The sequence below is a fragment of the Micromonospora sp. NPDC005194 genome (genome assembly GCF_040608335.1).
GTDB lineage: Bacteria > Actinomycetota > Actinomycetes > Mycobacteriales > Micromonosporaceae > Micromonospora.
In genome coordinates this window covers 25,921-47,378 of record NZ_JBEXIA010000012.1, presented here as the reverse complement: position 1 = coordinate 47,378, position 21,458 = coordinate 25,921, and the positions used below count along the sequence as shown (strand labels likewise).

At 68.0% G+C, this 21,458-nt stretch carries 22 protein-coding genes and 5 pseudogenes; 19 read left to right on the top strand and 8 right to left on the bottom strand.

Annotation, left to right across the window (positions count from 1 at the left end; translation table 11 throughout):
* Positions 1-49 precede the first annotated feature (49 nt).
* A complete protein-coding gene (locus ABZU53_RS13005) occupies positions 50-640 on the bottom strand; it encodes a hypothetical protein (protein WP_355065856.1) in 591 nt (196 codons plus the stop codon).
* A gap of 202 nt (positions 641-842) precedes the next feature.
* On the opposite strand from ABZU53_RS13005, the pseudogene ABZU53_RS13000 reads away from it, so the two are divergent.
* The 7 genes and pseudogenes from ABZU53_RS13000 to ABZU53_RS12970 all read left to right on the top strand — a co-directional run.
* A pseudogene (locus tag ABZU53_RS13000) lies at positions 843-1,097 on the top strand (RNA ligase RtcB family protein); the annotation flags it as partial.
* Between the two features lie 135 nt (positions 1,098-1,232).
* Positions 1,233-1,493, top strand: coding sequence for a hypothetical protein (locus ABZU53_RS12995; RefSeq protein WP_355065855.1), 261 nt, complete (start codon positions 1,233-1,235; stop codon positions 1,491-1,493).
* The gene (locus tag ABZU53_RS12990; protein ID WP_355065853.1) at positions 1,469-1,882 is read left to right on the top strand and encodes a tripartite tricarboxylate transporter permease; all 414 of its coding nucleotides are present in this window, start codon (positions 1,469-1,471) and stop codon (positions 1,880-1,882) included. Before ABZU53_RS12995 ends, ABZU53_RS12990 begins: the two co-directional genes overlap by 25 nt.
* A 49-nt stretch (positions 1,883-1,931) precedes the next feature.
* Positions 1,932-2,159, top strand: a complete 228-nt coding sequence (locus tag ABZU53_RS12985) for a hypothetical protein (RefSeq protein WP_355065851.1) — start codon at positions 1,932-1,934, stop codon at positions 2,157-2,159.
* A gap of 26 nt (positions 2,160-2,185) precedes the next feature.
* The gene (locus ABZU53_RS12980) at positions 2,186-3,211 is read left to right on the top strand and encodes a hypothetical protein (RefSeq protein ID WP_354859665.1); all 1,026 of its coding nucleotides are present in this window, start codon (positions 2,186-2,188) and stop codon (positions 3,209-3,211) included.
* A 333-nt stretch (positions 3,212-3,544) separates the two neighbouring features.
* A complete protein-coding gene (locus ABZU53_RS12975; protein WP_355065849.1) occupies positions 3,545-6,244 on the top strand; it encodes an RICIN domain-containing protein in 2,700 nt (899 codons plus the stop codon).
* A 135-nt stretch (positions 6,245-6,379) separates the two neighbouring features.
* Positions 6,380-9,190: a glycoside hydrolase N-terminal domain-containing protein gene (locus ABZU53_RS12970; protein WP_355065847.1), complete on the top strand. Its 2,811-nt coding sequence runs from the start codon at positions 6,380-6,382 to the stop codon at positions 9,188-9,190.
* A 9-nt stretch (positions 9,191-9,199) separates the two neighbouring features.
* Here the strand turns inward: ABZU53_RS12970 and ABZU53_RS12965 are convergent, their stop codons facing one another.
* Complete coding sequence (locus ABZU53_RS12965) at positions 9,200-9,415, bottom strand: hypothetical protein (RefSeq protein ID WP_354859672.1); 216 nt, start codon at positions 9,413-9,415, stop codon at positions 9,200-9,202.
* Between the two features lie 210 nt (positions 9,416-9,625).
* Between ABZU53_RS12965 and ABZU53_RS12960 the strand changes: the two are divergent.
* The 5 genes and pseudogenes from ABZU53_RS12960 to ABZU53_RS12940 form a co-directional block, all read left to right on the top strand.
* A pseudogene (locus tag ABZU53_RS12960) lies at positions 9,626-9,775 on the top strand (IS6 family transposase); the annotation flags it as partial.
* A gap of 71 nt (positions 9,776-9,846) precedes the next feature.
* Positions 9,847-9,999: pseudogene (locus ABZU53_RS12955) on the top strand (IS5/IS1182 family transposase); the annotation flags it as partial.
* The gene (locus ABZU53_RS12950; RefSeq protein ID WP_355065845.1) at positions 9,996-10,331 is read left to right on the top strand and encodes a hypothetical protein; all 336 of its coding nucleotides are present in this window, start codon (positions 9,996-9,998) and stop codon (positions 10,329-10,331) included. The pseudogene ABZU53_RS12955 and the gene ABZU53_RS12950, both read left to right, overlap by 4 nt.
* 388 nt (positions 10,332-10,719) lie before the next feature.
* Positions 10,720-10,992 (top strand): annotated as a pseudogene (locus tag ABZU53_RS12945) (transposase family protein); the annotation flags it as partial.
* 377 nt (positions 10,993-11,369) lie between these two features.
* Positions 11,370-11,756, top strand: a complete 387-nt coding sequence (locus ABZU53_RS12940; RefSeq protein WP_355066035.1) for a hypothetical protein — start codon at positions 11,370-11,372, stop codon at positions 11,754-11,756.
* Here the strand turns inward: ABZU53_RS12940 and ABZU53_RS12935 are convergent.
* The gene (locus ABZU53_RS12935) at positions 11,746-12,486 is read right to left on the bottom strand and encodes an MIP family channel protein (RefSeq protein WP_355065843.1); all 741 of its coding nucleotides are present in this window, start codon (positions 12,484-12,486) and stop codon (positions 11,746-11,748) included. The genes ABZU53_RS12940 and ABZU53_RS12935 overlap by 11 nt on opposite strands.
* Before the next feature lie 560 nt (positions 12,487-13,046).
* Here ABZU53_RS12935 and ABZU53_RS12930 point away from each other — a divergent pair.
* On the top strand, positions 13,047-13,265 hold the full coding sequence (locus tag ABZU53_RS12930; RefSeq protein WP_355066032.1) for an IS3 family transposase: 219 nt from the start codon (positions 13,047-13,049) through the stop codon (positions 13,263-13,265).
* Between the two features lies 1 nt (position 13,266).
* Positions 13,267-13,440: a hypothetical protein gene (locus tag ABZU53_RS12925; protein ID WP_354859676.1), complete on the top strand. Its 174-nt coding sequence runs from the start codon at positions 13,267-13,269 to the stop codon at positions 13,438-13,440.
* Between the two features lie 132 nt (positions 13,441-13,572).
* Here ABZU53_RS12925 and ABZU53_RS12920 read toward each other — a convergent pair whose 3' ends face one another.
* Positions 13,573-14,481: an oxidoreductase gene (locus ABZU53_RS12920; RefSeq protein ID WP_355065841.1), complete on the bottom strand. Its 909-nt coding sequence runs from the start codon at positions 14,479-14,481 to the stop codon at positions 13,573-13,575.
* Positions 14,482-14,698: 217 nt separating this feature from the next.
* Between ABZU53_RS12920 and ABZU53_RS12915 the strand changes: the two genes are divergently transcribed.
* Positions 14,699-15,772 carry an alkene reductase gene (locus ABZU53_RS12915; RefSeq protein ID WP_355065840.1) on the top strand — a complete coding sequence of 358 codons (1,074 nt, stop codon included), beginning with the start codon at positions 14,699-14,701 and terminating at the stop codon, positions 15,770-15,772.
* 98 nt (positions 15,773-15,870) lie between these two features.
* Here ABZU53_RS12915 and ABZU53_RS12910 read toward each other — a convergent pair whose 3' ends face one another.
* Positions 15,871-16,056, bottom strand: a complete 186-nt coding sequence (locus ABZU53_RS12910; protein ID WP_354859720.1) for a hypothetical protein — start codon at positions 16,054-16,056, stop codon at positions 15,871-15,873.
* Between the two features lie 725 nt (positions 16,057-16,781).
* Between ABZU53_RS12910 and ABZU53_RS12905 the strand changes: the two are divergent.
* Positions 16,782-17,085: pseudogene (locus ABZU53_RS12905) on the top strand (transposase); the annotation flags it as partial.
* Positions 17,086-17,092: 7 nt separating this feature from the next.
* Here ABZU53_RS12905 and ABZU53_RS12900 read toward each other — a convergent pair.
* On the bottom strand, positions 17,093-17,428 hold the full coding sequence (locus ABZU53_RS12900; RefSeq protein WP_355065838.1) for a hypothetical protein: 336 nt from the start codon (positions 17,426-17,428) through the stop codon (positions 17,093-17,095).
* Positions 17,425-18,435, bottom strand: a complete 1,011-nt coding sequence (locus ABZU53_RS12895; protein ID WP_355065836.1) for a hypothetical protein — start codon at positions 18,433-18,435, stop codon at positions 17,425-17,427. The genes ABZU53_RS12900 and ABZU53_RS12895 overlap by 4 nt, the downstream gene beginning before the upstream one ends.
* A gap of 32 nt (positions 18,436-18,467) precedes the next feature.
* On the opposite strand from ABZU53_RS12895, the gene ABZU53_RS12890 reads away from it, so the two are divergent.
* The 3 genes from ABZU53_RS12890 to ABZU53_RS12880 all read left to right on the top strand — a co-directional run bounded on the left by ABZU53_RS12890 (position 18,468) and on the right by ABZU53_RS12880 (position 20,637).
* Positions 18,468-18,791 (top strand): transposase, encoded by a 324-nt coding sequence (locus ABZU53_RS12890; RefSeq protein WP_355065834.1) that lies wholly within the window; start codon positions 18,468-18,470, stop codon positions 18,789-18,791.
* A complete protein-coding gene (locus tag ABZU53_RS12885) occupies positions 18,788-19,684 on the top strand; it encodes an IS3 family transposase (RefSeq protein WP_354863382.1) in 897 nt (298 codons plus the stop codon). Before ABZU53_RS12890 ends, ABZU53_RS12885 begins: the two co-directional genes overlap by 4 nt.
* Positions 19,685-19,758: 74 nt before the next feature.
* Positions 19,759-20,637 (top strand): hypothetical protein, encoded by an 879-nt coding sequence (locus ABZU53_RS12880; RefSeq protein ID WP_355065832.1) that lies wholly within the window; start codon positions 19,759-19,761, stop codon positions 20,635-20,637.
* Here ABZU53_RS12880 and ABZU53_RS12875 read toward each other — a convergent pair.
* Complete coding sequence (locus ABZU53_RS12875) at positions 20,620-21,192, bottom strand: GNAT family N-acetyltransferase (RefSeq protein ID WP_355065830.1); 573 nt, start codon at positions 21,190-21,192, stop codon at positions 20,620-20,622. The genes ABZU53_RS12880 and ABZU53_RS12875 overlap by 18 nt on opposite strands.
* Positions 21,193-21,458: the final 266 nt, after the last annotated feature.

Below are 21,458 nucleotides of genomic sequence, written 5' to 3'. Positions count from 1 at the left end.
CGTGGCCGACGAGACGCATTACCCTCTGGGTCGTATCCCGGCGCTATGGCTACCTCTCGGGGGTCTCCCAGACCGTCACGTCGGCCAGATACGTGCCGCTCGCCCGGTCGAACTTCTTGACGGCGAGGTAGGCGAGTCGATCCGCCGCCGTCCTGACGCAGAAGCGGCTGTCGTCGGCGATCGGGAGCGTTTCGTTCCCCTGCGTGGAGATGAGGTCGGCGCACTGCTGGCGGGTGGGCCGCGGCGCTTCCTGCCAGGCGGCGATGCTGGGCTTCGTGGTGAAGAAGCCGCCGTTGAGGCCGTAGAGCACGTTTTCCGAGGTGCCGTAGTTGACCCAGACGCTCGCCTTGTCGTTGCCGCTCAGCACCTGGGCCGGGACCGAGTCGAGGTCGACAAAGGTCATCCGCACCGGATGCGCCCAGCGAACCTTGTCCGTCGAGGAGGAAGGTGCCCCACCCGGATCGGAGGGAGCGGAGCTTCCGCTGACGGTTCCCGCTCTGGGACCGGCCGGCAAACCTGCCGACGGGCTAGCGGTGTCCACCTTGGGTGCCGAGGCATTATCCGGAGGGGTGACGAGGGCGAACACACCGGCGATGACGGCGGCCACGATGGTGAAAACACCAGTGATGACGGCCGGCAACACCCCTGCCCGGTGCCCCTGTCGCCCTCCAGGTGCCGGCACTGGTGGGACGGACGTTTCCCCTCGTGGTAACTTCCCCATGGATCCTCCGGTCTGGCCCGATCGACGGGCGTCAGTGTATCGACCAGGCGCCCCTCGTTGTCCGGCGAACCGGTGCGGCTCGCGGCGACCGTGCGGCCGAAACTCGCTTGCCGCGCACCGTAGGCTCCGGTTCGCCGCCGACGACCTCCTCCTCGTCGTCCACAGTGGTCGCGGACTGGGCGAGCGGATCCTGCGGGCGCACACCGAGGTCCAGAGCGTGGGCACCACTCCCGATCCCGTCGCCTATCTGGCGATGCACGGCGCCGCCGTACGCTGGGGATCGCTCAACCGGCGGCTGATGACCGCCCGGGTCGCCCACGCACTGTCTGCCGAGCCCACCGAGCCGACCGTCAACCAGTGTCACGACCTGGTCGAAGCTGTAAAGACACACCGAGACGTGCTGCGGTTAGTACTCCAGCCGGGGTTGTTGACCTTGGCTGCGCTGCGGTTGGATGCGATGCGGGACTGAGGGCCAGCCGCCGTCGATCATGGATGGTTGTGTGGACTGACCATGATGCAGCGAGAATTGATCAAAAACCGGGAGGACCGCGAGTCGCTGGCCGTGCTGTCCTGGTTCGACTGCAGCCACGACCTGCTCGACCTGGCCCTGCTGGAGGCCGGCGAACTGGAGCAGGCGCGCGCCGCCGTCGATCCGCTCGACGAAGCCACGGTGGATTCGGGCCACCATGAAGTCGTCGTCGACCACCAGTACGTCGATCACCGGCTCGCCTCCAGCGCAGCCTCTTCGTGGGCAACCTGCTGCTGGTGTTGAACCTGCCGCTCGCGCCCGCGTGGGCGCGGCTGCTGCGGATCCCGCGACCGTACCTCTACGCCGGCATTCTCTTCTTCGCCTCGATGGGCGCGTACGCGGTCAACGCCCAGCCGTTCGACCTGTTCCTGCTGCTCACCCTCGGCCTACTCGGGCTCGGGATGCGCCGTTTCGGGCTGCCGATCCTGCCGCTGATCGTCGGGGTGATCCTCGGTCCACGTGCCGAGTTGCAGGGCCGGCGGGCGTTGCAGCTCTCCGGTGGCGAGCTGCACGGCCTGATCGGCGGCTGGGTCTCCTGGACCATCTACGCCACAATTCTGGTGGTAGTGCTCTGGCCGGTACTCCGCCGCTTCGTCGTGAGCGGAGTTCGGGGAAGGCTGATGCCGAGATGAGCGGCCGGGGCCGACCGTGGTCGGCCTGTCGCTGGGCTCCGCCTGTCTAATGCGCTTTCAACGCGGCACGGCCGAGAAACGCCGGGTGTACGAGGTGGAGCTGGCGCCACGGTCGGCGTACGTGCTGTGCGGGGCCGCCCGCTCCAACTGGCAGCACAGCATCCCGCCGGTGCCGGAGCTGCGGTACTCGGTCACCTTCCGGCAAGTTCGCCAGGGGGCAGGCAGAGGCAGGGGTGCCGAGGCCGGCGGCCTTCCCGGCGGAACCGGCCCGGGGTGACGGACAGCACCGCTAGCGTCGGGACCATGCCCGCCCGTCCGTCCCGCTGGTCGAGGCCGCTCCGGGTGCTGGAGGCGCCGTCGTACCTGCAGGCGTTCGTCCTCTCCGGCGCGGTCACGGTGCTGGTCACCCGCGCGTTCCTCCAGGCGGCCGGCTATCCGCAACTCGGCGAAGGTGGGCTGCACATCGCGCACGTGCTCTGGGGTGGTGTCCTGATGACCGCCGGCCTGGGGGTCGCGCTGGTCTTCCTCGGTAGCGCGGCGCGGATCCTCGGCGCGGTTCTGGGCGGGATCGGGTTCGGGCTGTTCATCGACGAGGTGGGCAAGTTCGTCACCGCCGGAACCGACTACTTCTACGCCCCGGCCGCCGGCATCATCTACGGCGCCTTCGCCCTGCTGGTGGTGATCACTCAGGCCCTCCGGGGGCGGGCCCGGCTCTCCGGCCCCGAGCGTACGGCGAACGCCCTGTACGGGGTGGTTGGTGGGCTCCGCACCGGCCTCACCGATGATCGTCGCGCGGCGGTCGCCCGGCTGGTCCGTGGGTGCGGTCCGGACGTCGAGGAGGGAGTGGCCCGGCTGCTCGACGCGGTGCCTCGACGCGAGCCAGCCGGCTCCCGGTTCTGGCAGCCGTGGCTCAGGTGGGGCCGCCGGGCCGTGGTCTGGCTGACCACCCAGCGGTGGGTGGTGGCGCTGGTGGTGCTCTATCTGGTCGGCGAGCCGTTCGTGGTCGTGGGGAACGTCTTTCTGGACGCGGTCACCGGCCAGCTCGACCACCAGCGGGAATGGCGCGCGGTGCTGGGGATCTCGGCCTCGGCGCTGATCACCGTGGTGCTCAGCATCCGTGGGGCGTCGCTGCTGCCCCGCGACCGGGTGCGGGCCTTCCGGCTGTTCAAGCTCGCGCTCCTGGTGGACCTGCTGTTCGGGCAGATCTTCAGTTTCACCGTCAACCAGTTCGGGGCGCTCTCCGCGCTCGCGGTGGACCTCTTCCTGCTCGCCGTGGTGACCGCCGAGTACCGCCGGCTCTGCCGGCAGGCTCCGTCGCCCGGCCGATGACGTCCGCTGACCATGGCGCCGGACGTAATCATCCCGCAGGCGCCTCAGTCGGAGGCCGGTGCGTCGACGGTGGCACCGACGGGTCTTTCGTCCTACCTTTGCTGCGGCTTTAGTCGGGATTGATGGAGTTTCAGACTTCGGCATAAGATAGATGAGTCCAAATCCTTGACTCAACTACCCGTGTTGCCGGTTAATCACATCTACGTGTCGACTGTGTTTACCCTCCCGGGCGGTCGACGACGTCGGCGCATCGTCGAATCGATTCGACCACGGCCGGCACATACGCCATGGCTCGGAGTCATACGGCTGTCGGGCGAGTCGCAGGAGGTTACCGTGCATCGTACGAACGTCCGCTGGGGTGGCCGATTGTCGGCGTGGGCCAGAGGGTTGGCCGCGACCGTGGCGCTCGCCCTGCCCCTGACGCTGGGCGGCCTGACCCTGGCGACCTCCGGGTTGGCCCTGGCCGCGCCCGTCACGACGCAGAGCGTCGCGGCCGCCGGACCTGACGGCGTGGCGGCCGGTAACGCCGCGATCGCCTCGGTCGATCTGAGCGGAACGTGGAGCTTCACGCCCGCGGGCCGGGCGGCGACCACGATCACGGTGCCCGGTGGCGGCTGGTACAAACAGGGCTTCACCGACGTGAACGAGGCGGTGTACTCGCGCAGCATCACCGTGCCGGACTCGGGGCAGCCGCAGTCGACCTGGATCGAGTTCGGCGCCGTCAACCACCAGGCGACACTCTCCGTCGACGGCCGCGTGGTCGCCACCCAGACGACGGCGTTCACCCCGTCGAACTTCGACATCAGTAGCTACGCCGCACCGGGCACCACCCATACGATCAGCGTGCAGGTGAAGGGCCGCGGTGCGTTGAAGTCGTCCGACGGCAAGTACCTGGTCCCGGTGGCGGCCGACTGGTCCGAGGCGATACCGCAGGGCATCTACCGGTCCGCGTCCCTGCGGGTGTACCCGGCGGTGTATGTCAGCGACGCGTTCGTCCGTACCTCGGTGGCGAACCGCACCCTCAGCTACGACGTGTCGGTGACCAACTCCTCGGCCGCGACCAGAACGGTCACCCTCAGCGGGTCGCTCGCGTCCGACGGCGCGGGCTCTTTCAGCTACCCGCAGCTGCCGCAGCGGACCGTGACGGTGGCGGCCCGTTCGACGGCGAAGGTCACGGTGGGCCCCGTGGCGTGGGACCTCGGCACCACCTCGTACTGGTGGCCCAATGTGCCGTACCGGTCCGGATACCGGCCCCAACTGCACCGCCTGGCGATCCACGCCACCGTTGACGACGGCCGCACCAGTGACGCCACGTACCGCTTCGGGTTCCGGGAGAGCACGCAGAACGGCGAGTACTACTACCTCAACGGCGTGCGGGTGAACTTCCGAGGCGACAGCCTGCAGGGCGCCGACTACGACCGGGTCAACTACGGCGGGAAGGGCGACGCGTACGACACCCTGCCCGGCTTCCTGCCGCCGTCGTCTGGCAACGGCGGCTGGCCCGAGGCGGTGAACAACTACCAGCGTCTCAACTACAACGTGGTACGCATGCACATGGAACCGGCCAGCCCGTACATGCTCGACGTGGCCGACGAGATGGGCCTGATGGTCATCGACGAGACCGCCATCCGCAGCGGTGCCCAGGACTTCGTGTCCGGACGCAACAACATGGTGGCCCACGCTCGTGCGCTGACCCTGCGCGACCGCAACCATCCGGCGATCATCCGCTGGAGCCAGATCAACGAGCCCAGCTTCAACAACAACGACTCGCAGCAGTTCCAACAGGACCTGTACGCGGCGATGAACGGCAACGACGGCACCCGGCCGATCAGCATCGACGCCGCTCCGGGCGCGGACTCGGCCAGCCGGTACCCGGCCATGAACTACTCCAACTTCGCCATCTTCGCGCACTACCTGGACGGTGTCGGCCGGTACGGCGAGGCCCTGAATCGCAATTCCGGGCGTCCGGACGGCGAAGGCGAGTACATCTGGCCCGCCTGCAGCACCAGGCAGGGCTTCACGTGGTTCGCCACCGCAACTGCTGCCAAGCGCGGCAAGGACGCCAGCGACCTGCGCCCCTACACGCTGCTGTCTGCCTGGGCCAGCGTGGTGCCGGGCGTGCGAACCACCGACTTCACCACGGAGGAGGGCACTCGCCCGGTCTACGGCGCGGACAATCTGACCGACCCGTGGAGCAACCCGCAGATCCAGCGCGTGCAGGCGGCGTTCAACCCGGTGGCCGCGGTCGACCTCCCCTACTGGTCCGCCTCCGGCAATTCGGACTCGAACGGCACCTTCCCGCTGCCGCAGGCGGTACCCAGCTACACCCGAAACGCCACTGTGACCCGCAACATCACCGTCTTCAACGACGACCTCACCAACACCTCGGTGGACTTCGCCTGGACCGCCCGACTCGACAGCCCGACCGGCACCCTCGTCGCGTCCGGCAACAGCAGCCTGACCATCCCACTCGGCTCGCGGGTGACCCAGCCGGTGTCCTTCACCACCCCCGCCACCGGTAGCCGCGTGTACCTGCAGCTGTCGACCGCCAAGTCCGGCAGCACCCTCTTCACCGACTCGGCCGAATACCTGAACCTCGGCGGAGGCGGCGGAACCGGGCCCACTCCCGGCACCTACCGCATCGTCAACCGCAACAGCGGAAAGCCCCTCGCCATCGCCGGCAACTCCACCGCCGACGGCGCCAAGGCGGTCCAGCAGAGCGGCACCCCCACCTGGACGATCAGCACCACGCAGGACGCCTACACCCTGCGCTACACCGCCTCCGGAAAGGTGCTGGACGTCAACGGCGGCAGCACCACGGCGGGCCTGCAACTGCAGCAGTGGTCGGCGAATGGCGGTACCAACCAGTCGTGGTACCTGCGACCCACCGGTGACGGCTACTACACCATCGTCAGCCAGGCCAGCGGACTGGTGGCCGACGTCTACGCCGCAGCGACAAGTGACGGCGCGCAGGTCGTGCAGTGGACCGCCAACAGCGGGACCAACCAACAGTGGCAGTTCGTGCCCGCCTGACCAGCGCCGACATGACGCACAACCCTCCAGCCTCGGTGTCGAGAGGAACTTCTGATGACAGACCTACCCGTGAGCCGTAGGCGCCTCCTCGCCACCGCCGCGCTGACCGCCGGCTCCGCGGCCCTGATCCCGGCCGTGGGCACCGGACGGGCCGCCGCCGCTGCGCCTCAGGTCACGCTGCCCGAGCGCGGGATCTACGACGCGACCGCAGCGACAAACTGGACGGACGGGTTCCTCGTCGGGAACGGCGAGTACGGCGCCGTCCTGTACGGAACGCCGACCCTCGAGAAGGTAATCTTCAATTACCACCGCTTCGTGCTGCCCAACGGCAGCCGGGGTGTGACCCCGCCAGTAATCTCAGGGCGGCTGGCCGGCGTGCGGGACAAGGCGCTGGCCGGGAACTACGGCGGAGCCAACACGGACTTCGCGGCTGGCTGGAGCCTGCGCTGGACCCAGACCTACCACCCCGGCTTCGAGTTGCAGATCAGCACGCCAGGCATGACCACGGCCAACGGATACGCCCGCATCACCGACTTCCGGACCGGGGAGGTCACCTCCACCTGGGCCGACAGCAACGGCACCTGGACCCGCTGCGCCTTCGCCTCCCGAGCCGACAACGTCGTCGTACACGAACTGACCCCGGCATCCGGCCGATCGATCGACGCGACGCTGGGCGCCAACACTTCCCTCGCGGGCGTCCCCGGCTCGGTCCGTTTCACCACCCTGGCCAGCGTCATTGACGGCTCCGGCTACCTGAACCTGCGCGGCACCTACCCGTCCGGGCAGGGCGCGTTCGGTTTCGAGGGCGTCACCCGGATCGTCGCCAGCGGTGGCACGGTAGCCGCGAACGGGTCGACAATCGTCGTGACCGCGGCAACCAGGCTCCTCCTGCTGACCAAACTCGACCGTTACGAGTCACCCACGGCCTGGGACAGCAAGCCGTTGCACGCGGCGCTGGCCGCGGTGCGCGCCGACTATGCCGAGCTGCGGACCCGGCACGTCACCCTGCACGCGGCGATGTACGACCGCTCCCGCCTGGACTTGAACGTCTCCGCCGCCGACCGGCAGCTGTCGACCACCGAGCTGATCGCCCGGCAGAACGCCAATCGCAACACCATCGATGTGGCCCTGCTGGAGCGCCTCTACGACAGCGGCCGTTACCTGTTCATCAGCTCCAGCGGCGTGCTGCCGCCGCGGTTGACCGGAATCTGGGCCGGCACCTGGAACGGCGCCTGGGCCGACGATTTCACCACCGATGCCTACATCAACCTGCAGGTCGCCGGCGGCAACATTCTCGACCTCACCGATGTCATGCAGGGCTACTTCAACCTGATCCTCGGTCAACTCGCTCACTGGCGCACGAACGCTCGCAACCTGTACGGCGCCCGCGGCTTCCTGGCCCCATCGCGAACCGACGGCGAGTACGGGTACATGCTGCACTTCGACCCCGGCTTCCCGGGCCAGTGCTGGACCGGTGGCGCGGACTGGCTGCTCTATCCGCTACTGGAGTATTACCAGGTCACCGGGGACCGGACGTTTCTGGCTGAAAAGCTGGGACCGGCGCTGATGGAGCTAGCACTGTTCTACGAGGACTTCCTCACCCGCACCGATTCGGCCGGCCGGGTGGTGTTCGTGCCGTCGTTCTCGATGGAGAACTCGCCGGCCAGCACGAACGTCCTGCTGGCGATTAACGCCACCGGCGACATCCAGGCCGGCAGACACGCCCTGCGGGCGGCTGTCGAGGCTGCCAACGCGCTCGGTGTCGAGCAGGGTGCCGGTCAAGGTGTCGCACGCTGGACGGCCCTGCTGGCGAGGATCCCGCCCTACACGGTCAACGGCAGCGGCGCCCTCGCCGAATGGTCCTGGCCGGGACTCACGGATCGCTACAACCATCGGCACGTCCATCACCTGTACGGCGCGTGGCCCCTGCACGAGATCAATCCCGAGGAGGCGCCCGGCCTGGTCACCGCCGCACTCAGGGCCCTGGCGCTGCGCGGTGACGAGAACACCTCCGCGCACGGCAGCCTGCATCGAGCCCTTGCCTCCGCTCGGCTGAAGGACGCCGCCGGCGTCTACAACAACCTCCGGAAGATCATCGGCAACAACATGATCTTCCGGTCGCTGATGACAGCACACAACCCGAACCTGGAGACCTACAACGCCGATGCGGCCAACACGCTGCCGGCCGTGCTCAGCGAAGCGCTTGTCTACACCAGGCCCGGCGTCCTCGAGCTGCTGCCCGCCGTGCCCGGCCAGCTCGCCAGGGGCACCATCACCGGGGTCCGCGGACGCAACCAGGTCCGCATTCACAGCCTCTCCTGGGATCTTCCTGGTCGCTCGGTGACCGTGGCACTCACCTCGACGATCACCCAGGCGATCACCCTCCTCAGCCGCCGCGGGATAGCATCCATCACCACGTCCGCGACGGTCACCCCCTCGCCGCTCGGCCCGCATGCCCGGGTGATCTCGTTGACGGCCGGACAACAGATACAGGTTGTCGTAGGTCTGCCAGCCGCCGCCGGCGGCGGCGTCGTTCGACTGGTCAACCGGCGCAGCGCAAAGGTGTTGGACATCAACGGCGGCTCCACCACGGACGGGGCAGCTGTCATCCAGTGGCCGTGGACTGGCGCGGCCAACCAGCAGTGGCGGCTGCTGCCCAACAGCGATGACTCATTCCGGCTGTCCGGTGTCAGGAGCGGGAAAGTCCTGGACAGTCCAGGTGGCTCGGGCCAGGGCGCGGCACTCGTTCAATGGGCCGACAACGGCGGACGTAACCAGTGGTGGAATCTCGTCCCGGCGACAACCAGCGGGTACTACCGGTTCGTCAACGTGAGCAATGGCTGGTGTGTCGGGGTCGAGGGCGGCTCCACCGCGGACGGCGCCATGGCGGTCCAGCAAACGGTCAGCGGCGAGATCAGCCAGGAATGGCAGATCGTTGATGCCTGAGGCGGGAGGTCAGAGGCACTGGTCGCAGCGGCTCCGGGGCGATGGGTCGCCAGACTTCCGGCCGGCGCCCACGACGTGCGCGCCGTCTGGCGTCGGGGTGATGAGCACGGCGGCGTGCACGACGTCGACGTGCAGGGCGAGGCCGGAAGTCCAGCCCAGGGCGCGCAGCAGCGGTCGGGCGGTAACCCGCCCGACGGCATCGGGACGCGCCAGGTCGAACAACACGCCATCGGGCGCCTGACCCGCAGGTGGAGGCAACGTCGGCAGTGGCGCCGGCCCCGGCGGCACGACCGGAAGCCCTCGCCCCTGTCCGGTGTCGGTGAGCGGGCCTGTTGTGTTGCCCGTGTCCGGGGACCCAGGCACGCTTGACGGGTGCAGCTGTCGAGCCGTCGTCGCCGTTGGTCGCCGCCGAAGTCGGCGTTCACCGGGTTCCGGATCCCCGCGGAGGTGATCGTCGTCGCGGTCCGCTGGTACCTGCGCTACAACCTCTCCTACCGGGACGTGGAGGAGCTCCTGGCTGAGCGCGGTGTCGAGGTTGACCACGTCACCGTCTTCCGGTGGGTGCAACGGTTCACCCCGTTGCTGGCAGACGTGGCCCGGTTCGCTCGCCACTCGCCCGGTGACCGGTGGTTCGTCGACGAGACTTACGTCAAGGTCAAGTCAACGGCACCCTGATGCTGCACCGCCGCCTCGTGCGCGAGTACGAGAGCCGACCAGAATCCTCGGTGTCACGCACCCTGTGGGCGTCAACGGCGAACATCGTGCGCCGGCTGACCGGAACCAGCACACCCTCCTGGCGGCACCGGTGAACCTTCCCACCGTCCTCGACCTGATCGCCGACCGCGAAACCACCGCACGCCAGCACACCGACCAACTCCGCGAGCAGATCACCACCCTCACCGGCGAACTCGCCCGCCTCGACAGCGAACTGGCCGACCTGGCCACCACCCGCACCACCCTGCGCACCCTCGCCACCACCGAGTTCACCGCCGACGATCCGACGATCGCCAGCGCCCCCCCTACCAGCAGATCCTGCATGTCCTCGGCACCGCACCCACGGGCATGCGCGCCAAAGGCATCTGCCTCGCCCTCGGCGTCGAGCCCTCACCGAAACACGTCGAAGGCACCCGCGCGAAGCTAAAACGCATGCTCAACCGCCAGATCCTCACCGAAGACGAACCCGGAGTATTCACCCTCGCCGAGAAACGGACCTAACACTCCGAACCGCCCTCTGACACCGGACGTGTGGGGCGTGCTCACCGAGGAGCAGCGGCTCTCATGGTCGTACATCCCCTTTGAGCGTCGGCCCGCTGAAATTCGGCATGACACGCAACCAGGTGGAAACGGCAGTGGGTGGCACCCTCGGCCTTACCCTAGGCTCGCACGCCTCGACGCAAGCTGGCGGCTGGGCGAAACTCCGGCTCGACCGAGACGGCGACCTGAGGGTCAGCGGGCCTGCGGTCACCACCTACTACGACGAGTCCATCGGCCTAACGACCTCGTGCACAGTAGCGAATCCTTGAGCATCGATGATCGTTGTTCGCGTTATGGTGGGCGCTGCGATCATGACCAACCGGCGTTTGACGGGCCTGTCCCGCTCAGTGATTGAGGGCCTGGTCAGCGAGTTGAGGCCGCGGTGGCGGGCTCAGCACCGTGACCGGCTCGCCTCGCGGATACGCCGTCGCCGGATCGGAGCAGGTGCCAGGCACCGGTCCGGGTTCGTGGATCGGCTGCTGGCCACGCTGGTCCATCTCCGTCACGGGCTCACCCACGACGTGATCGCGGCCTGGTTCGGGGTGCATCGCTCGACGATCAGCCGCAGCATCGCCGAGATCAGCCCCCTGCTGGCCGAGCGCGGCTGCCGGGTACGCGACGGTGTCCGGCTCCGGACCCTCTCCGACGTGGTGGCCCACCTCGGACACCACCCGCAGGCGTTGATGGACGCCACCGAAGTGCGGGTGCGCCGTCCGGTCGCGGGCCGAGCGGGCCGGGACCGGTTCGTGTCCGGCAAGGCCCGGCTGAACACCATGAAAGCCCTGGTGATCTGTGATCCGCTCGGGCGGTTGCTGTTCTGCGGCGAGACACGCCCCCGGGTCGATGCACGACATCACCCAGGCCCGCACCGCCGGACTGGTCGACCTTCTCCTGAACGCGCCACTGGACGCACAGATCCTCGCCGATGCCGGCTACCAGGGCCTCGCCCACCGACACCAACGGCGCGGTCATCACCCCCAGACCCAAGCCACGCAAACGTCAAACCTCCCTGCCACCGAGTGTCATCGCCGCCCACGACGCGGCCCGCAAACGGCACTCCTCCCAGCGCATCCGGGTCGAGCACGCCATCGGACACCTCAAGAACTGGCGAATCCTCAGCCGCTACCACGGCCGGCGGGAGTCCTTCGACACCACCATCCGCGCGATCGCCGGCCTCCTGTCCGACCACCAACACACCGGCCGCAGCGAGAACACCACCCGGCGGCGTAGGGCACTACCCGCCGCACCTTACGTTCGCCGAGACGCGCTCATCATCGCGCCACCAACTGTGCACGAGGTCGTTAGTGAGTGACCTGTTCGAGCTGCCCCTTGGATAGGACGAACTTCCACAAGACTGCTCCGGCCACCGCGCCCACTACCGGGCCGACCAGGTACACCCACCAGTAGGGGAAGGAGGCCGCGGCGATGTCGGGGCCCAGGGTCCGGGCCGGGTTCAACGAACCTCCCGAGACCGGAAGGGCCAGGAAGATCGCTGCCCCGATCCAGAACGCGATGGCCAGCCCGGCGGGCAGCGCCCCTCCGGGAGAGCGATGATAAACCGCGGTGGCCATGACGACCACCAACAGCACGGCAGTGATCACGATCTCGGTGAACAGTGCCGTGCCCCACCCGACGCCCGGGCCGGGCTTGGTGGCTCCAAGGACCAGGGCCGTCCGGAGCCAACTCCCGAACATGAACCAGTTCATCAGCCCGGCCAAGGTCCCGCCGATCAACTGAGCGACGATATAGACCGGTACCATCCGCCAGGGAAACTCCCTCACCGTGGCGAGGGCCACGGTGACGGCCGGGTTGATGTGAGCGCCCGAGACCGTGGCGAACACGTAGATGGCCGCCACAGTGCCCAGGGCGAAGGCCAGGCTGATGGCCACCTCGTTCATCCCCGCGAGGGGGTGAAGCTTGTGGGTGGCAAGCAGGGTGGCGGTACCGGAGAAGGTGAGCATGAATGTCCCCACCACCTCGGCGACGGCGGCTCCCGCCACTGCCTGGGGGCGTGTGGGGGTGACCTCTCCTCGTGGTGGCATGCTCTTCCTCCTCAGGCCGTCCCTTGGCCGAAGCTGGATCGGACCAAAGTGGCGATGCTGGTTTGCTGCTCACATTCACTGATCCACAAGCCGATGATCACGTCGCTGATCTTCGCCAGCAGATAGCTGGTGGTCCCTGGTCATCGGCGGCCGAGATCGTGGCCCTGAGGCCGCGCAGCTCATCCGTCACGGTGGGCTTGCCTCGCTGATTGCGGTCCGCACGCTCGAAACCCTGCATACAGACATTGTCCCAGGCAATCGAACGCTAAGCCGCCAAAACTCACGGACCTGCCAACCCCACCAGCCGGTCACCGACCTTGTGGTTCCGACGACGACCAGCCCATCTCCCGAGCCGACGCCCTCCGCGCTCTCACCCTGCTGCGACTCGTACGCCGGGCTGCTTAGGCGGCGAAACCACCGCGACTGAGGTTCCCCCGGTTTGCCGGAGGGGTTGGTTACCTTGTGTTTTAAGAAGGGCCGCCGAAGGCGTTCCGGTAGAGGTGGCGTGTCGGGTGGACGACGTGTCGACGTCGGGCTACTACGAGTGGCTGACCCGGCCGATGTCGGCGCGTGCGGTGCGGCACGCCTGGCTTACCGGGCTGATTACCGAGATCCATCAGCAGTCGCGAGCCAACTACGGTGCCCGACGAGTGCACGCTGAGCTGCGTCTGGGGCGAGGGATCGTAGTCGGTCACGGTGCCGTGGAGATGCTCCATTCGCCGTGCCGGACTGGTGGGCGCCATGGGCCGGCCGAAATGGCGGCGAGCCAAACGCGATGACGTGGCACTCGACCTGGTCAACCGGCAGTTCACCCGCAACGGGCCGAACCAGTTGTGGGTCACCGACATCACCGAGCACCAGTCCTCGGTTGAGGAAGTGCTACTGGCCATCGGGGCGATAGGACTAGCAATGCTCATCGCTGCCATCATCGCCGCTCGATCCAATAAGCGCTAGTCAACTCCGTGCGACGAGAGGCCACAGACCGATTCCGTACCGGGACCGGATGCCGCGACGTGCGGTCCCGGTGCGCCTTGGCTTTATCGGCAACCCTTGCCACGTCTACCGCTGACCGGAAGATCGAACCGATCAACAGCATCGATCCATCGGGTAAGTGCTCGGTACGGCCCGGATCACCCGCACCGCGTCCAGTGCGGCGAGCGCGTCGGCGGGCAGGTCCAGGGCCGCGCCGGCGATGTTCTCTCGCAGGTGCGCGACCGAGGACGTGCCGGGGATGAGCAGGATGTTCGGCGAGCGGTGCAGCAGCCACGCCAGCGCGACGGACATCGGCGTGCTCCCGAGGCCCTCCGCGACCCGTTCCAGGACGTCCGACTGCAAGCGGGAGAAGCCGCCCAGCGGGAAGTACGGCACGAAGGCGACGCCCTGCCGGGCGGTGCCGTCGACCAGCTCGTCGTCGTGCCGGTTGGCCAGGTTGTAGAAGTTCTGCACGCACACCACCGGGGCGATCGACTGCGCCTCGGCGAGCTGCTCGGCGGTGACCGTGCTCAGCCCCAGGTGCCGAATCAGGCCCCGCTCGCGCAGCTCGGCGGGCGTGCCGAACTGCTCGGCGATCGAGCCCGGCTCGGGCGAGTTCATGCCGCCGACCCGCAGGTTGACCACGTCGAGCGCGTCCAGGCCGAGGCGGCGCAGGTTGTCGTGCACCTGCTGGGTGAGCTCGGCCGGCGTCCGCGCTGGCGGCCAGCCGCCCTGCTCGTCGCGGCGGGCACCGACCTTGGTGACGATGTGCAGGTCGTCGGGGTACGGCGCGAGCGCCTCCCGGATGCTCTCGTTGGTGACGTACGGGCCGCAGTAGTCCGACGTGTCGATGTGCCGGATGCCCAACTCGACGGCCGCGCGCAGCACGTCGACGGCGGCGGCCCGGTCCTTGGGTGGCCCGAAGACGCCAGGGCCGGCCAGTTGCATGGCGCCGTAGCCGAACCGGGTGACGGTGAGGTCACCCATCCGGTAGGTGCCACCGGGCAGCTTGTCGCCGATCATGGTTCTTCCTCCGCCGGTCGGAGCGCCCGCCGGCACCTCGTACGGTGCCCGCCTCGGGCGGGCGCAACCAGGTCCCACCCATCCTGGGACCGACGGGGCCAGGGTCCGAGACGTGCGTCACGGCGCGTCCGGGAATCGTCGGCCGAGCTATCCAGTTGATCAGTGCCGGGACGCCAGCGTACCCAAGACGTCCGTTCGACGACGAAGCGGAGACACGATGACAGCCCTGTTCAGCCCGTTCACCCTGGGCAAGCTGGAACTGACCAACCGGATCGTGATGGCACCGTTGACGCGCAACCGCGCGGGCGAGGGTCAGGTGCCGCAGGAGATCTCCGCGACCTACTACGGCCAACGCGCCTCGGCCGGCCTGATCATCACCGAGGGCACCCAGCCCAGTGCCGTCGGCCAGGGCTACGCGGACACGCCGGGCATCCACTCTGCCGAGCAGGTCGAGGGCTGGCGGGCCGTCGCCGACGCCGTGCACGCGGGCGGCGGAAAGATCGTCATGCAGCTGATGCACGTGGGTCGGATCGGCCACCCCGACAACAAGGGCGGCCTGGAGTCGGTGGCGCCCAGTGCCATCGCCGCCCCGGGCGAGATCTTCACCCGCGACGGGATGAAGGCGTACCCGGTGCCGCGGGAGTTGCGCGGCGACGAGCTGCCGGGGATCGTCGAGGAGTTCGTCCGGGCGGCGCGCAACGCCGTCGATGCCGGCCTGGACGGGGTGGAGCTGCACGCCGCCAACGGCTACCTGCTGCACCAGTTCCTGGCGCCGTCGAGCAACCTGCGGACCGACGGGTACGGCGGCTCCCCGGAGGCCCGCGCCCGGCTGGTGATCGAGGTGACCCGGGCCGTCGTCGAGGCGGTCGGCGCCGACCGGGTCGGCATCCGGATCTCGCCCTCGCACAACATCCAGGGCGTGGTGGAGGAGGACGCGGCCGACGTGGCCGCCACCTATGGCGCGCTGGTCGACGCGATCGCGCCGCTCGGCCTGGCCTACCTGCACGCCCTGGCCGACCCGACGAGCGACCTGATCGTCGACCTGCGGCGCCGGTTCGGGGGTCCGTTCATCGCCAACGACGGCTTCGCCTCGGTGACCACCCGGGCGGACGCGGAGCGCATCGTCGACGGTGGCCTTGGCGACCTGGTCGCGGTCGGCCGGAATTTCCTGGCCAACCCGGACCTGCCCCGCCGGTGGGAGATCGGCGCGCCGCTGAACGAGCCGGACCAGAGCACCTTCTACACGCCTGGCCCGCGTGGCTACACCGACTACCCGACGCTGGAGCAGTAGGCCCGGCGGCGAACCGTCCGGGCCGGCCGGTGACCGCCGGCCCGGACGGTTCGCCGCGCGGTGGCCGAGGCACCCTGCCCGGCCCGGCCGGCGGTCGATCACGGCGACATGGCGGGCCTGGCCTTCTGCGGGTGGATCGTCTCCTGCCGGGCGAGCATCGCGACGAACTCGCCGATCTTCCGCTGGCGGGTCTCCGCCCGTTTGACGGCGGGCAGGAAAGCTAGTACTCCCAGCAGGACATCCGTTCTGACCTGCTGTGGCGGTGTGGTTTTGTCCGTGGGCATGGAGCAGCCACCGCTGAGTCTCGTGGTTGTGTGGACCAAAGATGCGGCGGTGGCCAGTCTCAACCACCTTCGAAGACGACCCACCGAGATTGCTCGCTACGTCGGCAGTACAGCACCTGAACCGCCTCCCGGCGGCCCATCTAAGCTGGGCCGCGGCGTTCGCTCGCTGCAGTGCGCTGCGGCCAAGCTCGTCGCGACGCGCCTTCCGCGGCGCCGACCCGGCATCAAACGAGTGACTTGAACCCAAGACAACCTCTTGTCGAGCCTCGTTCAGGGCTTGTCATTGCTTGTCAGAACCCCTTGTTACCATCCGTAACCAAATCGAGCCTGTCGTTGATTGTCAAAAATAGGCTTTGGGCTGCACATACGCGATCAAACACTGGTCACTTCTTGTCACTGATTGTCAACGGCAGACGGGGGTTTTCGGGGGGTAAACGGGGGCCCGGCAAACAGGACAGTGCTGGGTCCCACCGCGCCCCGCTCCCCCACCATCGGGGACGTGCCGTCACCAGGAAGCAGCGTGCGCCTGCCCGTCGCGACTCGCCTACCCCGGGCAAGGGGCTCGTGTCGGTGGACCGCCGCGGAGTAAGCGGCACGGCCACCCGTTCGCGCTAAAGGTGTTGGACCTCGCCGTTGACGTGAACCTACTCGAGCAGCCGATCAAGCGTCTGTTCGATCCGTCGGACGACGCGGTCGACGTGCTGGTATGACCGGCCGGGCGAGCGGCATTGGCCGTGGCGTTGGAGTCGGGCCGAAGTTCGTGGACGGCGCCCTTGGACGCGCAGCGGCTGGCGCCTGGTGATGACGCGGCCACCGTCACCGCTGGGGCAGCTGCGAGACATCGTGGGGCGGCTGATCGCGCCCGGGCAGTGGCGGCCCGGGTAGCTGGAGATCCTGGTCGTGGCCGACGCCGGCTACGACGCGCCCCGGCTGGCGTTCCTCTTGCGTGAATTGCCCGTGCAGATCCTCGCGAGGATGCGCTCAGACCGGGTACTGCGCCGGGCCGTGCCACCTCGGCAGCCCGGGACGATCGGCTTCAGACAGGCGGCCGAGGCATCTCCCAGACCCGCTCGAACTCCCCGGCCACCTGCGGCCACACCAGCGCAAGACCGTCCGCTACCGAACGGATCTCTGCGGCCTGCGGTCCGCAGATGACGAACTCGTGCGGGATCAGGCGGCCCGACTGGTCCTTACGCCCCAGCGGATCTGCGATGCGTAACGCCACCCTGTCCCCGACAGGGTGGCAGATCTCCGGCGCATCGCCGGTGCCCGCGAAAGCGGCTTCGTACTCCGGAAGAGGGTCCGGGAACCCGCCGGTGAGCAGGAAACGAAAACCCCACGCTCGGCCGCGGGTGGCCCAGATGAGGCTCATCGCACGCTCCGGAGCAGGATCTGGTTCTCCTCTCCCTTCTCCAGGTCTATCCGGAAGCCCGTCAGTGTGGCCGAGAGAAACTCTTTCTTGGACAGCGCCTCGGCATTGACTGCCCGGAGCTTGTCCCCGGCCAGTTTCGCCGCGCTGCTCATGAGGTCCGGGCCGACGAGATTCATCAGCAGACCCAGCGGGCCGGGCAGTTTGGTCTTGGCCAACAGCGCGAGTGCCAGATCGTCGGCACGACCGAGTAAGCCCTCGAACAAGCGTGCTGGGAGCTCTGTCAACTCGTGCCACCGGTGATGCCGCTCGAACGGCAGGACGGCGGCCAGCGGCAGGATCAGATCCAACCCGACACGCTCGGTCACCGCGATTTTTCCCGGCTCGAACTTCGCCGACGAGAGCAGCACGAAGTCCTCGCCCACCGACAGTGCCTCGCGGCCCTCTACCAGCCCGGCGATCGCCTCGCGCAGCTGCTCGAGGTCGTCGCATGCCTTGGCTACGAGCAGATCACGGAACCTGTACACGTCCATGTCCGGCAGGAGGTCGGCCTTGGACAGCGCCATCACCCAAATCCGAGGGAACTGGGCGAGCGGCTTGCCGTCCTCCAGCAGCTCGTCACGTAGCGACAGCACGCCGTTGCGGAGATTGCCGAACAGAGACTTGAGGTACCGATCCTCCTCGCCCGCGTTGTCGAGCAGCCTCTGGCCGTCGACCAGCAGCAGGGCGACATCCGAGCTCAGCAAGGACCGGAAGGTGTCGGCGCGACGCTGGGCCTCCTCCGGGCTCTGCACGGACTGCTCGAACCACTCCCCCGGATAGTCGTGCCAGACCACCCGCAGCACGTCGAACGGCCGGGACTTCGCCGCCGCGGGATCTGATCCGTCCTTCATCTGCACCTTGAAGGCGTACGACGTGGCGGCAAAGCGTGTGGTGAGCGGCAGCGTTCCCTCGTCCTTCATGCCGAGGTAGTTCTTGTGCAGCTGGGCCTGCCCCGTTTTGACGGACATCCGAGAACAGGGGACCTGGGGTCTCCGGGAGGATGTCCATCATCATGGAGAGCATGGGGAAGAAGCGGCCGCGGCCTCGGCGTTCGTGCACGCCGGAGTTCAAGGCTGAGATCGTCGAGTTGTGCCAGCGCGGTGACCGCACGCTTCGACAGGTCAGCCAGGATTTCGACCTGACCGAGACCGCGGTGCGTGACTGGGTCAAGCAGGCCGACCTTGACACCGGTGCCCGCACCGACGGTCTGACCAGCAGCGAACGAGACGAGCTTGCGCAGCTGAGGCGGGAGAACCGCAGGCTGCGCGAGGACGTGGACATCCTCAAGCGGGCGACGGCTTTCTTCGCGAAGGAGACCCGGTGAACGTGCACCCGTTCATCGAGGCGGAGCAAGCCGGCGAACACAACGTCAAGCGTGCGTGTGAGCTGCTCGAGGTCTCCAGGTCCGCCTACTACCAGCGCAAATCCGGTGTCCAGTCCGTTCGTGGGCGCGTTGATGCCCAGCTCACCGAGAAGATCATCCAGATTCATGCGGTGTCGAAGGGCACCTACGGGGCGCCACGGATTCACGCCGACCTCGCCGACGCCGGCATGCGGCACGGCCGTAAACGCGTCGCCCGGCTGATGCGCGCCGCTGAACTGGCCGGGAAGAGCCCTCGCCGGTGGCGGGCCACGACGATCCCGGACCCGAACGCCGGCAGACGCCCCGACCTGGTCGGACGTGACTTCACCACCGATCCGGGCGCCCTCAATTCCCGCTGGTGCGGGGACATCACCTACATCAACACCTGGCAGGGCTGGCTCTACCTGGCCACCGTTATCGACCTGGCCTCACGCCGCATCGTCGGCTGGGCCATCGCCGAGCACCTCAAAACCGACCTGATCGACGCCGCTCTCACCGACGCCCTCGTGCGGCGCCGACCCAAGTCCGGGCTGGTCTTCCACTCAGATCGCGGCTGTCAATACACCAGCGCCCAGCACGCCCGCCTCGCGCAACGTCACGGCATCCGCCTGTCCGTCGGACGGCGCGGGCAGTGCTGGGACAACGCGGTCGCCGAATCGTTCTTCTCCACCATCAAGACAGAACTGCTACACCGCCAGCCATGGCCCACCCACCAAGCCGCCCGCCAGGCCATATTCGAGTACATCGAAGGGTGGTACAACACCCGCCGCCGGCACTCGACCCTGGGCTACCTCAGCCCCGCCGCCTTCGAATCCACCGGTTCGCACCTCCTACCAGCGGCCCAGGCAGCCTGACTAAGATCAACACATCGACCCTGTCCGTCGAAACGGGTCAAGCCCACCTCGCCACGCTCGCGCACTGCGAGGCCATGATGCCCAACCTGCGGAAGCAGGGCGACGTCCTCGGGGCAGGCTCAACCCTGCCCAGCGCGTTGGCCTACCGGCACATCGCCGAACAGCAAGCTAAAGCCGCACCCAACGGCCACCACCGTGACCGCGCAGTCGCCGCCTACGCCGAGCTGACACAACTGGCCGGCTGGCTGTGCTTCAACATGGGCGACTACAACTCCGCACAGCGGTTCTACGACGACGCGCGCAGCGCAGCGCACGAAGCGCGGGCAGTGGAGTTGGTGACCTACATCCTCTGCACGATGAGCCACCTGGCGACCTGGCAGGGCCAACCTCGCGTCGGATTCGACCATGCCGTCGCCGCCGCTGCCTGGGCCGACCAGAGCGGCAGCCCCTACGCCCGCGCTTACGCCGCCGACGTGGCCGTGCGCGCCCTCACCGCCGACGGCCAGGCCGATCGGTCGAAAGAAACCCTCGACCGCGAGTACGTGGCCCTGCAAGCGGCGCTGAGCGACCAAGGCCCCCGCCAGTCGTGGTGGTACTTCTACGACGAGTCGTTCTTCTGGAGCACCAGCGCACAGAGTGCATTGAAGTTCCAGGGCGCCGACCAAGTTCTCGCTGCGACCGAAAAGGCATTGGACCTCACCGACGACGGCAACTTACATAACCGCTCGTTCCGGCTGCTGTATCGCGCTGAGGCATTCGCACGCCAGCAGAACATCGGCCTGGCCTGCCAGACCATCACCGAAGTAGTGGAGCTGACATCGCTGAACTCGACGCGCCGCATCGAGCAGCGACTCCAGGAACTACGCCGCGGACTCGACCCGTGGAAGCGGACCCGCGCCGTCAAGCAACTTGATCAGTCGATCGACGCCTACCGTTCACCGTCGATCAAGTAGTGGAAGTCGGCGCACGAACACTGCGTACTCGCGGTAGTAGGCACCCGGCCGGCCGGGCTTAGTGCCCACCCGCTGCCAGCCCCATCCCTCATACAGCGCATGAGTTGCGGTGGCGTCCGGGTTGGCCGACAGCGTGGCACGCTCCTCAAGACGCCCTCCCAAGAACGTGTCGTGCAAGCTGCGTCCAACCCCCTGACCTTGCCAAGCTTTGCGCACCTCGATCTCGGCCAGGACGACGGTGCGTTCGCCGCCGCGCTCGTCGGTGAAACCTGCCTCGGGAGCCGGATCCAGGCCGGCGAACCAGTCGCGCTCCTGCCGCAAGCTGTAGCCAAACACGAAGCCAACCAGCTCACCATCCGCTCGCGCCGTGACCAGCTCGTAGTTGCGCGCACTCAACGCACCGGTGGCACGGTCACGAAACGCGTCGGCCTTGACCGTCGTGTCCTCACCAGCGACTTGGCCGTAGGCGTCTGCGTAGACCGTGCACAACTCATCCATCAACCCGGCGGCGGCCTCGGCACTGTGGCGGGTGTACGTCACATCGGTCACGGCCATCACCATACGGCCGTGCAGCCGTCCGTTCTTCCCCGTGCCACTGGGAAACACGCTCAGCAGTCAGCTCTCCGCCTCGCGGTTCTGACGGTCCCACCTGGCCACACCGGACGGCTCAAAGCGGCCCGCCCTACGACCCCGGCCGTCTCACAGAATGTGACGCTCCGCTACTTTGGCTTGATCCAAGCCGCGCTGGGCCGAGCGACTCACCGCGCGCTATGCGGCAGAAGCGGATGCCTCGGTATCTAGTGGTGATGCGGGTGACGGAT

What these genes read in the sequence shown, in the direction of transcription:
- ABZU53_RS12995 (WP_355065855.1), top strand. Translation starts at nt 1,233, where the DNA reads ATGATGCAGCGAGAATTGATCAAAAACCGGGAGGACCGCGAGTCGCTG.
- ABZU53_RS12985 (WP_355065851.1), top strand. Translation starts at nt 1,932, where the DNA reads ATGCGCTTTCAACGCGGCACGGCCGAGAAACGCCGGGTGTACGAGGTG.
- ABZU53_RS12980 (WP_354859665.1), top strand. Translation starts at nt 2,186, where the DNA reads ATGCCCGCCCGTCCGTCCCGCTGGTCGAGGCCGCTCCGGGTGCTGGAG.
- ABZU53_RS12940 (WP_355066035.1), top strand. Translation starts at nt 11,370, where the DNA reads ATGCCGGCTACCAGGGCCTCGCCCACCGACACCAACGGCGCGGTCATC.
- ABZU53_RS12935 (WP_355065843.1), bottom strand. Translation starts at nt 12,486, where the DNA reads ATGCCACCACGAGGAGAGGTCACCCCCACACGCCCCCAGGCAGTGGCG.
- ABZU53_RS12930 (WP_355066032.1), top strand. Translation starts at nt 13,047, where the DNA reads ATGTCGGCGCGTGCGGTGCGGCACGCCTGGCTTACCGGGCTGATTACC.
- ABZU53_RS12920 (WP_355065841.1), bottom strand. Translation starts at nt 14,481, where the DNA reads ATGATCGGCGACAAGCTGCCCGGTGGCACCTACCGGATGGGTGACCTC.
- ABZU53_RS12915 (WP_355065840.1), top strand. Translation starts at nt 14,699, where the DNA reads ATGACAGCCCTGTTCAGCCCGTTCACCCTGGGCAAGCTGGAACTGACC.
- ABZU53_RS12910 (WP_354859720.1), bottom strand. Translation starts at nt 16,056, where the DNA reads ATGCCCACGGACAAAACCACACCGCCACAGCAGGTCAGAACGGATGTC.
- ABZU53_RS12900 (WP_355065838.1), bottom strand. Translation starts at nt 17,428, where the DNA reads ATGAGCCTCATCTGGGCCACCCGCGGCCGAGCGTGGGGTTTTCGTTTC.
- ABZU53_RS12895 (WP_355065836.1), bottom strand. Translation starts at nt 18,435, where the DNA reads ATGTCCGTCAAAACGGGGCAGGCCCAGCTGCACAAGAACTACCTCGGC.
- ABZU53_RS12890 (WP_355065834.1), top strand. Translation starts at nt 18,468, where the DNA reads ATGTCCATCATCATGGAGAGCATGGGGAAGAAGCGGCCGCGGCCTCGG.
- ABZU53_RS12880 (WP_355065832.1), top strand. Translation starts at nt 19,759, where the DNA reads ATGATGCCCAACCTGCGGAAGCAGGGCGACGTCCTCGGGGCAGGCTCA.
- ABZU53_RS12875 (WP_355065830.1), bottom strand. Translation starts at nt 21,192, where the DNA reads ATGGCCGTGACCGATGTGACGTACACCCGCCACAGTGCCGAGGCCGCC.